This is a genomic window from Streptomyces sp. NPDC028991 (assembly GCF_055564775.1).
Genome location: NZ_JBVHVP010000001.1, coordinates 426,336 through 439,731 on the forward strand (window position 1 = coordinate 426,336; position 13,396 = coordinate 439,731).

Sequence of the window (13,396 nt, forward strand, 5' to 3'; positions counted from 1 at the left end):
GCGTAGCCGTACCGGCGTCAGGCCTTGACGCGGACTTCCTTGCGGAGCTTGGCGGCAATGTCGGCCGCCGTCTCCGGATCGCCGCCCTTGCCCGCCGCGATGTCGAGGATGTTCATCGGCATGACCCAGCCGAGCGTGCTGTGGTCACCCCAGATGCAGTACGTCATCTTCATCTTCTTCGGTTCGTTCGCGCCGCCGCTGGAGTTGTCCACCTCGGCCTGCTGGCACTTGAGGATCGCGCCCTCCAGGGATTCCGGTTCGTACACCTTCGGTTCGCCCTGCAGCGTGACGTCCTCGTCGCTGCCGCCCTTCTCGCTCTCCTTCTTCATGTGGGCGAACATCGCGTCGACAGCCTTCTCGGGGTCGTCGATGGTGCCGTAGACGCCGGCGAACACGAGCTGCTTGCTGGCCAGCGGGTTCTCCTCGTTCTTCGCCTGGTACGAGGCGCTGACGTCCTTGGCGTCCTTCACCCCCCAGGACTCGGCGTCCTTGAGGTCGCTCTCGTCCATGGTGCCGCCGTCGCTGCTGTCCTTCTCGTACTCACCGAGCACCGTCGCCGGAGTCGTCAGCTTGTGCGGGCCGTCGTCGGCGATGTCCGAGCCGCCGCCGCTCCCGCTGCCGCCGATCACGAAGTACGCCCCCACACCGATCGCCGCCACGACGGCGACCGCGCCGATGATCAGGCCCGTCTTCTTCTTGCCGCCGCCCGGGGCGGGGGGCTGGGGCATGCCGTACGGGGGCTGGCCGGGCGGCTGCTGCCCGTACGGAGGCTGCTGGCCGTACGGCGGCTGCTGCTGGCCGTACGGGGGAGTCTGCGGCGGGACGCCGCCCTGCTGGGGCTGCTGCGGGTAGCCGTAGCCCGGCTGCGCGGGCGGGGGCGTCTGCTGGGGGTAGCCGTAGCCGGGCTGGGGGGCCTGCGGCGGCTGCTGGCCGTACGGTCCCGGCTGGCCGTACGGTCCGGGCTGCTGGGGCTGCCCGCCGTACGGGCCCGGCTGGTTGTGACTCATTACTGGGTTCCCCTCCAGATGCTTACGTGGTGCTGACATCCTGACCCAGACCTGGCGTGCGCAGGTCACCGGGGGCCGCACCGTTACAAACGAAACGCGTTTCGGGACAGGACCGTGACGCCCTTAAACTGACCCCCGTGACCGAGAACTCTCAGCAGCCGCAGCCAGCACCCACCACCGAACTGCCGACCCAGTACACGCCGGCCGAGGTAGAGGGGAAGCTGTACGAGCGCTGGGTGGAACGGGGTTACTTCGAGGCGGACGCGGACAGCGACAAGCCGCCGTACACCGTCGTCATCCCGCCGCCGAACGTCACGGGCAGCCTGCACCTCGGGCACGCCTTCGAGCACACGCTCATCGACGCCCTCACCCGCCGCAAGCGCATGCAGGGCTACGAGACGCTGTGGCAGCCCGGCATGGACCACGCCGGCATCGCCACGCAGAACGTCGTCGAGCGGGAGCTGGCCAAGGAGGGCAAGTCCCGGCACGACCTCGGCCGTGAGGCCTTCGTCGAGCGGGTCTGGCAGTGGAAGGCCGAGTCCGGCGGGCAGATCGGCGGGCAGATGCGCCGCCTCGGCGACGGTGTCGCATGGTCGCGTGAGCGCTTCACGATGGACGAGGGCCTGTCCCAGGCCGTCCAGACCATCTTCAAGCGGCTCTACGACGACGAGCTGATCTACCGCGCCGAGCGCATCATCAACTGGTGCCCGCGCTGCCTGACCGCGATCTCCGACATCGAGGTCGAGTACCAGGACGACGACGGCGAGCTCGTCTCCATGAAGTACGGCGACGGGGACGACACCCTCGTCGTCGCCACCACCCGTGCCGAGACGATGCTCGGCGACACGGCCGTCGCCGTCCACCCCGAGGACGAGCGCTACAAGCACCTCGTCGGCAAGCTCATCAAGCTCCCGCTCACCGACCGCTCCATCCCGGTCGTCGCCGACGAGCACGTCGACCCCGAATTCGGTACCGGCGCCGTCAAGGTGACGCCCGCCCACGACCCGAACGACTTCGAGATCGGCCGGCGTCACGACCTGCCCGCCATCGCGGTCATGGACGAGCACGCCGTCATCACCGTCCACGGCCCCTTCCAGGGCCTGGACCGGCTGGAGGCCCGTTCGGCCATCGTCGCCGCGCTGCGCGCCGAGGGCCGGATCGTCGCCGAGAAGCGGCCGTACGTCCACAGCGTCGGCCACTGCTCGCGCTGCAAGACCACCATCGAGCCGCGCCTGTCCATGCAGTGGTGGGTCAAGGTCGGCCCGCTGGCGAAGGCCGCCGGTGACGCCGTCCGCGACGGCCGCGTCAAGATCCATCCGCAGGAGATGGAGAAGCGGTACTTCGACTGGGTCGACAACCTCCACGACTGGTGCATCTCGCGCCAGCTGTGGTGGGGCCACCGGATCCCGGTCTGGTACGGCCCGGAGGGTGAGGTCGTCTGCGTCGGTCCCGACGAGGAGCCGCCGAGCGGTGAGGGCTGGCACCAGGACTCCGACGTCCTGGACACCTGGTTCTCCTCCGGCCTGTGGCCGTTCTCCACGCTCGGCTGGCCGGAGCAGACCGACTCGCTCGCGAAGTTCTACCCGAACTCCGTCCTGGTCACCGGCTACGACATCCTCTTCTTCTGGGTCGCCCGGATGATGATGTTCGGCCTGTACGCGATGGACGGCACCCCGCCGTTCCACACCATCGCCCTGCACGGCATGGTCCGTGACCAGAACGGCAAGAAGATGTCCAAGTCCTTCGGGAACGTCGTGAACCCGCTGGACTGGATGGACAAGTACGGCTCCGACGCGCTCCGCTTCACCCTCGCGCGCGGCGCCAACCCGGGCGTCGACGTCCCGATCGGCGAGGACTGGGTCCAGGGCTCCCGGAACTTCACCAACAAGATCTGGAACGCCACCCGCTTCGCCCTGATGAACGGCGCGACGGTCGAGGGCCCGCTGCCGGACGCGTCGAGGATGTCCTCGACCGACCGCTGGATCCTGTCCCGGCTCAACTCGGTGGTCGCCGAGGTCGACGCGTACTACGAGGACTACCAGTTCGCGAAGCTGTCCGAGGCCCTGTTCCACTTCGCCTGGGACGAGGTCTTCGACTGGTACGTCGAGCTGTCCAAGACGACGTTCCAGGCGGGCGGCGAGGCCGCCGAGATCAGCAAGCGCGTCCTGGGCGAGGTCCTCGACGTGACGCTGAGGCTGCTGCACCCGGTCGTTCCGTTCGTCGCCGACACGCTGTGGACCACGCTCACCGGCGGCGAGTCGGTCGTCATCGCCGAGTGGCCGACCGACTCCGGTTTCCGTGACGAGGCCGCGGAGCGGGAGATCGGGGCGGTCCAGTCGGTGGTCACCGAGGTTCGCCGTTTCCGCCACGACCAGGGCCTCCAGCCCGGCCAGCGGGTCCCGGCCCGGCTGACCCTCGACGGCACGGCGCTGGCCCCGCACGAGGCGGCCGTCCGGCAACTGCTGCGGCTCCAGCCGGAGGGCGACGGCTTCACGGCCACGGCGACCCTGCCGGTGGCGGGTGCCGAGGTCGCCCTCGACCTCTCCGGCGTGATCGACGTCGCGGCGGAGCGCAAGCGCCTGGCCAAGGACCTCGCCGCCGCCGAGAAGGAGAAGGCCCAGGCCACGGCCAAGCTCGGCAACGAGGCGTTCCTCGCCAAGGCGCCGGACCACGTCGTGGACAAGATCCGGGGGCGGCTGGCCAAGGCGGACGAGGACATCGCGCGGATCGCCGCGCAGCTCGACCGGCTGCCGGAGGCGTAGACGCCGATACCCCGATACGCCGATACCCCGATGAAGGCTCCCGGTGCCGTTGCAGGCGCCGGGAGCCTTCACGTCCCTTGAGGGGCGCGGGGAACCGCGCGACCAGCCACATCGCGCGTGCACTCGCCCCAGAACATCAGCCACCCCACTCCGTGGGCGTCCCGTCGGCCGACCTCCGTAGACTGGTGCCCGTGAGCGACATCCCCGGCCAGAACGACCAGCCCGACCCCTCCGACTCCACCAGCGACTTCGACGAGATCATCGCGGCGGAGACCACCCGCGACCCCGACCTCGCCGTCATCGAGGCCGGCAGCCGCACCCTCCGCACCCAGGGCGGCCCCCCGCAGGCCGACATCCCCACGCGTCCCGAGGACCCCGAGGTGGACAAGGCCCTGCGCGAGGTGGAGGCAGAGCTCGCCACCCGCTGGGGCGAGACCAAGCTGGAGCCCTCCGTCGCCCGGATCGCCGCGCTGATGGACGTACTGGGGGACCCGCAGCGGTCGTACCCGTCCATCCACATCACGGGGACCAACGGCAAGACCACCACCGCCCGCATGATCGAGGCCCTGCTCGGCGCCTTCGAGCTGCGCACCGGGCGGTACACCTCGCCGCACGTGCAGTCGGTCACCGAGCGCATCAGCCTGGACGGGGCGCCGATCGCCGCCGAGCGGTTCATCGAGACCTACGAGGACATCAAGCCGTACGTCGAGATGGTGGACGCCCGGCAGGAGCACCGGCTGTCCTTCTTCGAGGTGCTGACCGGCATGGCGTACGCCGCCTTCGCCGACGCGCCCGTGGACGTGGCCGTCGTCGAGGTCGGGATGGGCGGCTCCTGGGACGCGACCAACGTCATCGACGGGGACGTCGCCGTCGTCACCCCCATCGACCTGGACCACACCGACCGGCTCGGCGAGACGCCCGGCGCGATCGCGACCGAGAAGGCCGGCATCGTCAAGCAGGACGCCACCGTGATCCTGGCCCAGCAGCCGGTGGACGCCGCGCAGGTCATGCTGAAGAAGGCCGTGGACGTCAACGCGACCGTGGCGCGCGAGGGCCTGGAGTTCGGTGTCGTCGCCCGGCAGGTCGCCGTCGGCGGGCAGCTGATGACCCTGCGCGGGCTCGGCGGCGAGTACACCGAGGTCTACCTGCCGCTGCACGGCGCCCACCAGGCGCACAACGCGGCGGTCGCGCTGGCCGCCGTCGAGGCGTTCTTCGGCGTCGGGGCGCAGCGTCCCGAGCCGCTGGACATCGACACCGTGCGCAAGGCCTTCGCCGCCGTCGCGTCACCGGGGCGGATGGAGGTGGTGCGGCGCTCGCCGACCGTGGTGCTGGACGCCGCGCACAATCCGGCCGGCGCCCGGGTCACCGCCGAGGCGGTCGGGGAGGCCTTCCAGTTCAGCCGGCTCATCGGCGTGGTGGGCGCGAGCGGCGACAAGAACGTGCGGGGCCTCCTCGAGGCCTTCGAGCCGGTCTTCGCCGAGGTCGTCGTCACCCAGAACTCCAGCCACCGCGCGATGGACGCCGACGAACTGGCCGGAATCGCCGTCGAGGTGTTCGGCGAGGACCGCGTCCAGGTCGAGCCGCGGCTGCCGGACGCCCTGGAGGCCGCGATCACGCTGGCCGAGGAGGAGGGCGAGTTCGCGGGCGGCGGTGTGCTCGTCACCGGTTCCGTCATCACCGTCGGCGAGGCCCGACTGCTCCTCGGGAGGGGCTGAGAAACCGTGCGTACGCTCTGTGCTTCTACTCTGATCGGCGAGTTCTTCGTGATCGGCTTCGCCGGACTGGTCGCCATGAAGGACCCGGACCTGTCCGTGACGACGGTGTGGACGGTCAGCGGCATCGCGATGTTCCTGTGCGTGGCGCTGTGCGGCGCGGTCACCCGGCCGGGCGGCATCGCCTTCGGCTGGGCACTGCAGGTCGCCCTGATCGCCTCCGGCTTCGTCGTGCCGTCCATGTTCTTCCTGGGCGCGATCTTCGCCGCCCTGTGGTGGGCCTCCGTGCACTACGGGCGGAAGATCGACGAGGCCAAGGCGAGATTCGCGGCCCAGGCCGAGACCTCCGCGCCCGACGCCGCCTGAGTCGCTTGAGGCTGCTGCGCGCCGATGCTGCTTGAGCCGCTTGAGGCTGCTGCGTGCCGATGCTGCCCGAGCCGCTCGAGCCCGCGCACCCGACGCCGCGCGAGCCCGCGCGTTCGATGCTGCCCGAGCCGGCTGAGCCCGTGCGTTCGACGCCGCCCGAGCCCTCCCGCCCCGGCGCCGGCCGAGGGCCCGGCTGACGCTGCGTGACAGGCGCCGCGACACGCCCGGTAACCTCAGTCATCACTTCGCACAACCGCACATCTCCAAGGAGCCCGTCGTGACCCAGCGCAGCCTCGTCCTCCTCAAGCCCGACGCCGTCCGTCGCGGCCTGACCGGCGAGATCATCAGCCGTATCGAGCGCAAGGCCGGCTGGCAGATCACCGCGCTGGAACTGCGCACCCTGGACGCCGGGACGCTGGAGCAGCACTACGGCGAGCACAAGGGCAAGCCCTTCTACGAGCCGCTGGTCGAGTTCATGGCGTCCGGCCCGGTCGTCGCCATGGTCGTCGAGGGCGAGCGGGTCATCGAGGGCGTGCGCGCGCTGGCCGGCCCGACCGACCCGATCGCCGCCGCCCCCGGCTCCATCCGCGGGGACTTCGGCGTGATCGTCCGGGAGAACCTCATCCACGCCTCCGACTCCGAGGAGTCCGCCGAGCGTGAGCTGAAGATCTTCTTCCCGGGACGGGTCTGAGGCCTCGACGCCTCCTTCCGGACACGCCGGACGAGTCTTTTTTCTGACGCCACGTCAGCCGAATGGCCCGCAGCGGACCAGGGCGGTCGCGTAAAAGCGACCGCCCTGTGGCATATGCGCGCCTGATCGGGGGAACGGATACCCCCGTTGGCCCGTCTCCACAAGCGAGGCAGTGCGCCATCTGCTGACAATGGCGAAGACCCTCGCGCAGTGTTCGCGAAAGCGCGTCTACGATGGAAGCCTCCACGCGTCACTGCACCCACTTCGCCTACCTGAAAAGCCCTCAAAAGCTCCCGGGAAGGCCAGTCGAATCCTGATGGGGAACTCAATGTCGTTCATCGGCCGTGACATGGCTGTCGACCTCGGGACCGCCAACACGCTGGTGTACGTCAGGGGTCGCGGGATCGTACTCAACGAGCCGTCCGTCGTCGCGATCAACACCAATACCGGTGGCATCCTCGCGGTCGGCGCCGAAGCGAAGAAGATGATCGGGCGCACGCCCGGCAACATCGTTGCCGTGCGCCCGTTGAAGGACGGCGTCATCGCCGACTTCGAGATCACCGAGCGGATGCTCCGCTACTTCATCCTGAAGATCCACAAGCGGCGGTATCTGGCTCGTCCGCGGGTCGTCGTCTGTGTGCCCTCGGGCATCACCGGTGTCGAGCGCCGCGCCGTCATCGAGGCGTCGTCCCAGGCCGGCGCCCGGCAGGTGCACATCATCGAGGAGCCCATGGCCGCGGCCATCGGCTCCGGCCTGCCGGTCCACGAGGCCACGGGCAACATGGTGGTGGACATCGGCGGCGGCACCACGGAGGTCGCGGTCATCTCGCTCGGCGGCATCGTCACCGCCCAGTCCATCCGCGTCGCGGGTGACGAACTGGACAACGCCATCATCCAGCATGTGAAGAAGGAGTACAGCCTTCTGCTGGGTGAGCGCACGGCCGAACAGATCAAGATCACGATCGGTTCGGCGTACGACCTCGACTCCGACGAGCACACCGAAATCCGCGGCCGGGACCTCGTGTCCGGGCTGCCCAAGACCGTCGTCATCTCCGCCGCCGAAGTGCGCAAGGCGATCGAGGAGCCGGTCAACGCGATCGTCGACGCCGTCAAGACCACCCTCGACAAGTGTCCGCCGGAGCTGTCCGGCGACATCATGGACCGGGGCATCGTCCTGACCGGCGGCGGCGCGCTGCTGCGCGGGCTCGACGAACGGCTGCGCCGGGAGACCGGGATGCCGATCCACATCGCCGAGGACCCGCTCGACAGCGTCGCGCTCGGCTCCGGCAAGTGCGTCGAGGAGTTCGAGGCGCTCCAGCAGGTGCTGGACGCCCAGCCCCGCAGATGACGTAACACTTCGGTTCCGCCGTACGAGACGATCTCCTCTCGTGCGGCGGATCGTTGATATAGAGGCTTCAGTACCGTGAGTGCCGCTGGTACCGCGCTTGTTACCTCACGTACTGGATCTCCTGAATTCCTGAACACCGCCACGTAATTCCCGAATTCGACGAGGAAGGCACGGCCGCCGCACGTGAGGGACACGAAAGAGAGCCGGCTGCTCCTGGTGCTGCTGATCGCCATCGCGTTCGCGCTGATCACGGTGGACATCCGCGGTGGGGAGGACTCACCGGTCGACGGTGCCCGGCAGGCCGCGGCCACCGTCTTCGGCCCGATCGAGAACGGAGTGTCGTCCGCGGTCGACCCGGTCGGCAACGCGGTCTCCGCGATCCGCGACTCCGGTGACCGGCACGACCGCCTCGCCGAACTGGAGACGCAGAACGCGGCCCTGAAGGCGAAACTCGGCAGCGACGAGCGCGGCCGCAGCCGCCTGAAGCAGTTCGACAAGATGCTCGGGCTCGCCGGCGCCGGCCAGTACGGCATCAAGGGCGCCCAGGTCATCGCCATAGGAGCGGCCCAGGGCTTCTCCTGGACCATCACCATCGACGCCGGCGCGAACGACGGCCTCGAGCGCGACATGACCGTCCTCAACGGCGACGGCCTCGTCGGCCGCGTGACCACCGTCGGCCCGAACACCGCCACCGTGCTGCTCGCCAACGACCCCGATTTCACCGTCGGCACCCGGATGGAGGCCGGCGACGAACTCGGCTTCGCCTCCGGTCAGGGCGGGCGGCCCCTGCGCGTCGAACTCCTCAACGGCAAGGCCGACGTCAAGAAGGGCGACCGCCTGGTCACCTTCGGCTCCCAGGCCGACAAGCCGTTCGTACCCGGCGTGCCCGTCGGCGTCGTCTCCCGCGTCGACCCCTCCGGCGGCGACCTGACCCGCACCCTCGACGTCACACCGTTCGTCAGCTTCACCAAGCTCGACATCGTCGGCGTCGTCGTCCAGGCACCGCAGAAGGACCCGCGCGACACGGTGCTCCCGGACAAGCCGAAGCCGCAGCCCACGCCGACCGTGACGGTGACCGTGACCCCGTCCGCCGGGGCTCCTGCCGACGGCCAGTCGTCGACCGGAGAGAACGAGCAGACCGAGCAGACCGAGCAGTAGGAGTTCTCACCCCATGCGTGTCAACCGGATCCTGCTGTCCGTCTCCCTGGTCGCCGTCGCCCTGGTGCTCCAGGTGAGCGTCCTCGCCCGCCTCCACCTCCCCGGCGCCGTCCCCGACCTGCTGCTCCTCACCGTCCTCGGCCTCGCCCTGGTCTACGGCCACGTCGGCGGCGCCCTCGTCGGTTTCGGCGCCGGACTGCTCGCCGACCTCGCCCCGCCCGCCGACCACGCCGCCGGCCGCTACGCCCTCGTCCTCTGCGTCGTCGGCTACCTCGCCGGCCTCGCCAAACCGGAGAATGGCCGGCTCAAGTCGGCCACCGGCCCCATGGCCGTCGTGGTCGTCGCCGCCATCGGCACCACCCTGCTCTACGCCGGCGTCGGCGCCCTCGTCGGAGACACCGCCGCCCGCCATGTCGGCCTGCCCAGCCTGGTGTTCACCGCCGCCCTGTACGACCTGCTGCTCGCGCCCTTCGTCGTCCCCGGCATCATGGCCCTGGCCAGACGCGCCGAGAACGACCCACTGGCCGACACCAACTCCGCCGGCCAGAACACCGACATCGCCTCCGGCTGGCTCTCCGGCGGCACCGGCCTGCGCATCGGCGGCCAGCGCAACGGACTGCGGGTGAAGGCGGCGCGAGCGCGGGTCGCCCGGGCCGGACGCATCAAGGGGGTCAAGCGGCTGTGACGCGGCACCACACGACGAGTACGCACTTCGCGAGGGGGAGGAAGCCGCAGTGACGAACGCCCACCCGTCGCCCACCACCACCCTCGACCGAATGGGCCGCGCCCATGACTAACATCCCCGAGACCGGCCGCAGCACCCGTGTCCAGACCCGGCTCGTCGTCATCCAGATCCTCGTCCTCTCCCTCCTCGCCACCCTCGGAGGCCGGCTCTGGTACCTCCAGGTCCGCCAGGGCGACGAGTACGCCGAAGAAGCCTCCGGGAACCACGTCCAGCAGGTCGTCCAGCCCGCGCCCCGCGGCTCGATCCTGGACGCCCGCGGCGTGGCGCTCGCCGACAACGAGACCCGGCTCGTCGTCTCCGCCTCCCGCACCGACCTGCTGAAGATGAAGGACGACGGCAAGGCCGTCCTCACCAAGCTCGCCGGCGTCCTCGGCATGAAGCCCCAGGAGGTCATGGACAAGGTCCGGCTGTGCGACGCCGAGACCCCCCAGCCCTGCTGGAACGGCTCGCCCTACCAGCCGATCCCCGTCACCGCCGAGGCCACCCCCAAACAGGCCCTCCAGATCCGCGAGCGCGCCGAGGACTTCCCCGGCATCACCGCCGAACCCGAGGCCCTGCGCCGCTACGCCGGCCCCGGCGGGTCCAACACCGCGCAGGTCCTCGGCTACCTCTCGCCGGTCACCGACGAGGAGATCCAGAAGGCCCAGGACACCGACTCGCCCTTCCTGCGCTCGGACCAGGTCGGCCGCTCCGGCCTGGAACGCCAGTACGACAAGGCGCTGCGCGGCAAGGCCGGCGTCACCCGCTACGAGGTCGACAACCTCGGCCGCGTCATCGGCGAGTCCGAGTCCGACCCCGGCGTGCCCGGCTCCAACCTCGTCACCAGCATCGACGCCCGCGTCCAGCGGGTCGCCGAGTACGAGCTGAACGAGGCGATGAAGGAAGCCCGCAAGCAGTACGACGACAACACCGGCGAGAACTACAAGGCCGACGCCGGCGCCGTCGTGGTCATGGAGGCCAAGACCGGCCGCGTCGTCGCCATGGCCTCCAACCCGGCCTACGACCCCAACGCCTGGGTCGGCGGCATCTCCGCCGCCGACTACAAGGAGATGACCGGCAAGGACTCCAACTACCCGCTGCTCAACCGCGCCACCCAGGGCCAGGCGGCCCCCGGCTCGATCTTCAAGGTGATCTCCACGTCCGCCGCGGTCGAAGCGGGCTACGAATTCGACGGCCGTTACGACTGCTCCAGCTCCTACTCCGTCGGCGGCCAGGTCTTCAAGAACTACGAGTCCGCCAGCTACGGCGCGATCAGCCTCGGCCGCGCCCTGGAACTCTCCTGCGACACCGTCTACTACCGCCTGGCCCACCAGGAGTGGAAGAGGGACGGCGGCAACAAGCCGAAGAACCCCAACGACTACTTCTACAAGGCCGCCCACGACTTCGGCCTCGGCAAGAAGACCGGCATCGACCTCCCCAACGAGGTCACCGGCCGCGTCCCCGACCGGCAGTGGAAGCAGGACTACTGGGAGGCCAACAAGGACGCCTGGTGCAAGTCCGGCAAGAAGGACGGCACCTACGTCGAGAAGCTCGCCTACGAGGGCTGCCTCGAAGGCAACAAGATGCGCGCCGGTGACGCCATCAACTACTCCATCGGCCAGGGCGACACCCTCACCACCCCCATCCAGATGGCCACCATCTACGCCGCCATCTCCAACGGCGGGACCCTGTACGACCCGAGCATCGGCAAGGCGATCGTCAGCCCCGACGGCAAGGAGATCCGCGCGATCGAGCCCGAGGCGCACGGCAAGCTGCCGATAAGCAAGACCACACTGACCAAGATGGACGAAGCCCTCGCCGGCGTCGCCACCCGCGGCACCGCCGCCTGGCGGTTCGCACAGGTCGGCTGGCCCCAGGACAAGATCCCGATGCACGCCAAGACCGGTACGGCCGAGGTCCACGGCAAGCAGACCACCTCCTGGTTCGCCACGTACACCGACGAGTACGCGATCGTCATGACGATCTCCCAGGGCGGCACCGGATCCGGCGCCTCGGGACCCGCCGTCCGCAACATCTACGACGCGCTGTACGGCGTCTCGGACGACGGAGAGATCGACAAGAAGAAGGCACTGCTGCCCGAGCCGCAGGCGAAGCTCCCGACGGTCAAGCCGGACGGGACCATCCCCGCGCCGAAGATCCCCAAGGACGTCGTCAAGGACCTGCTGCCGGACGAGAAGGCATCCCCGGAGGAGGAGTACGCCCCCATCGACGGACAGGAGCAGGGCGCGACGACCCCGACGCAGAACGGGGACAACCGCGACACGCGCCGCCACCGACGACGACGCGGCGGCGGAGACCGGCGCGGCAGCACAAGCCGCGGTGCGGGCCGCGGCGGAAGCCGGAGGGCACGCGCATGACCGGGACCAAGAGCTTCCAGGTCTCCGGATACGGCCCCGAGAAGGCCGGCTGGACCCGGCTCCTCGCCCGCGACTCGATGGCGCGCCGGCTCGACTGGCCGATACTGCTGGCCGCCGTCGCGCTCTCGCTGATGGGCTCGCTGCTCGTCTACTCGGCCACCCGCAACCGCACCGAGCTCAACCAGGGCGACCCGTACTACTTCCTGACCCGGCACCTGCTGAACACCGGCATCGGGCTCGCCCTGATGGTCGGAGTCGTCTGGCTCGGCCACCGCGCCCTGCGCACCGCCGTGCCGGTCCTCTACGGCGCGTCCGTCTTCCTGATCCTGCTGGTACTCACGCCGCTCGGCTCGACCATCAACGGCGCCCACTCCTGGATCAAACTCCCCGGCGGCTTCTCCCTGCAGCCCTCGGAGTTCGTGAAGATCACGATCATCCTCGGCATGGCGATGCTGCTGGCCGCACGCGTCGACGCGGGGGACCGGCCGAACCCGGACCACCGGACCGTGCTCCAGGCCCTGGGCCTGGCCACCGTGCCGATGCTGATCGTGATGCTGATGCCCGACCTCGGCTCGGTCATGGTCATGGTCATCATCGTGCTGGGCGTACTGCTCGCCTCCGGCGCCACCAACCGCTGGGTGTTCGGACTCATCGGCGCCGGAACCGCCGGCGCCCTCGCCGTCTGGCAGCTCGGCATCCTCGACGACTACCAGATCGCCCGTTTCGCCGCCTTCGCCAACCCGGAACTCGACCCCGCGGGCGTCGGCTACAACACCAACCAGGCACGCATCGCCATCGGCTCCGGCGGACTCACCGGCTCCGGCCTGTTCAACGGCTCACAGACCACCGGCCGCTTCGTCCCCGAACAGCAGACCGACTTCGTCTTCACGGTCGCCGGAGAGGAGCTCGGCTTCCTCGGCGCGGGCCTCATCATCGCCCTGCTCGGGGTGGTGCTCTGGCGCGCCTGCAAGATCGCCCGCGAGACCACCGACCTGTACGGGACGGTCGTCGCCGCCGGGATCGTCGCCTGGTTCGCCTTCCAGACCTTCGAGAACATCGGCATGACGCTCGGCATCATGCCGGTCACCGGCCTGCCGCTGCCCTTCGTGTCGTACGGCGGCTCGTCGATGTTCTCCGTGTGGCTGGCGGTCGGGCTGCTCCAGTCGATCACGGTGCAAAGACCGATGTCGGCCTGAGCACGGGGCCGCCGGACAGGGAGGACCGCGGGCGGTACGGGGGACGTGCTCCGC

Annotated in this window: 10 protein-coding genes; 9 read left to right on the forward strand and 1 reads right to left on the reverse strand. The window is 69.8% G+C overall.

What is annotated here, in order from left to right:
* Nucleotides 1–17: 17 nt before the first annotated feature.
* Nucleotides 18–1,007: a hypothetical protein gene (locus tag ACZ4V1_RS01880; protein ID WP_468328090.1), complete on the reverse strand. Its 990-nt coding sequence runs from the start codon at nt 1,005–1,007 to the stop codon at nt 18–20.
* A gap of 137 nt (nt 1,008–1,144) precedes the next feature.
* Between ACZ4V1_RS01880 and ACZ4V1_RS01885 the strand changes: the two genes are divergently transcribed.
* From ACZ4V1_RS01885 to rodA, 9 genes are all read left to right on the forward strand, one after another.
* Nucleotides 1,145–3,769 (forward strand): valine--tRNA ligase, encoded by a 2,625-nt coding sequence (locus tag ACZ4V1_RS01885; protein WP_468328092.1) that lies wholly within the window; start codon nt 1,145–1,147, stop codon nt 3,767–3,769.
* Between the two features lie 191 nt (nt 3,770–3,960).
* Complete coding sequence (gene folC / locus ACZ4V1_RS01890) at nt 3,961–5,484, forward strand: bifunctional tetrahydrofolate synthase/dihydrofolate synthase (RefSeq protein ID WP_468328094.1); 1,524 nt, start codon at nt 3,961–3,963, stop codon at nt 5,482–5,484.
* A 6-nt stretch (nt 5,485–5,490) separates the two neighbouring features.
* Nucleotides 5,491–5,847, forward strand: coding sequence for a DUF4233 domain-containing protein (locus tag ACZ4V1_RS01895; protein WP_468328096.1), 357 nt, complete (start codon nt 5,491–5,493; stop codon nt 5,845–5,847).
* A gap of 277 nt (nt 5,848–6,124) precedes the next feature.
* The gene (gene ndk, locus ACZ4V1_RS01900; protein ID WP_398130594.1) at nt 6,125–6,538 is read left to right on the forward strand and encodes a nucleoside-diphosphate kinase; all 414 of its coding nucleotides are present in this window, start codon (nt 6,125–6,127) and stop codon (nt 6,536–6,538) included.
* Nucleotides 6,539–6,866: 328 nt separating this feature from the next.
* Nucleotides 6,867–7,886, forward strand: coding sequence for a rod shape-determining protein (locus tag ACZ4V1_RS01905; RefSeq protein WP_030381728.1), 1,020 nt, complete (start codon nt 6,867–6,869; stop codon nt 7,884–7,886).
* 183 nt (nt 7,887–8,069) lie between these two features.
* The gene (mreC, locus tag ACZ4V1_RS01910) at nt 8,070–9,044 is read left to right on the forward strand and encodes a rod shape-determining protein MreC (RefSeq protein ID WP_468328099.1); all 975 of its coding nucleotides are present in this window, start codon (nt 8,070–8,072) and stop codon (nt 9,042–9,044) included.
* Nucleotides 9,045–9,057: 13 nt separating this feature from the next.
* The gene (gene mreD, locus ACZ4V1_RS01915; RefSeq protein WP_468328101.1) at nt 9,058–9,729 is read left to right on the forward strand and encodes a rod shape-determining protein MreD; all 672 of its coding nucleotides are present in this window, start codon (nt 9,058–9,060) and stop codon (nt 9,727–9,729) included.
* A gap of 104 nt (nt 9,730–9,833) precedes the next feature.
* Nucleotides 9,834–12,146, forward strand: a complete 2,313-nt coding sequence (gene mrdA / locus ACZ4V1_RS01920) for a penicillin-binding protein 2 (protein WP_468328103.1) — start codon at nt 9,834–9,836, stop codon at nt 12,144–12,146.
* A complete protein-coding gene (gene rodA, locus ACZ4V1_RS01925; protein WP_468328105.1) occupies nt 12,143–13,342 on the forward strand; it encodes a rod shape-determining protein RodA in 1,200 nt (399 codons plus the stop codon). The genes mrdA and rodA overlap by 4 nt, the downstream gene beginning before the upstream one ends.
* The last annotated feature ends 54 nt before the right edge of the window (nt 13,343–13,396 follow it).

Bases quoted from the DNA above. Each gene is read 5' to 3' on its own strand.
- ACZ4V1_RS01880 (WP_468328090.1), bottom strand. From the start codon at position 1,007: ATGAGTCACAACCAGCCGGGCCCGTACGGCGGGCAGCCCCAGCAGCCC.
- ACZ4V1_RS01905 (WP_030381728.1), top strand. From the start codon at position 6,867: ATGTCGTTCATCGGCCGTGACATGGCTGTCGACCTCGGGACCGCCAAC.
- mreD (WP_468328101.1), top strand. From the start codon at position 9,058: ATGCGTGTCAACCGGATCCTGCTGTCCGTCTCCCTGGTCGCCGTCGCC.
- mrdA (WP_468328103.1), top strand. From the start codon at position 9,834: ATGACTAACATCCCCGAGACCGGCCGCAGCACCCGTGTCCAGACCCGG.
- rodA (WP_468328105.1), top strand. From the start codon at position 12,143: ATGACCGGGACCAAGAGCTTCCAGGTCTCCGGATACGGCCCCGAGAAG.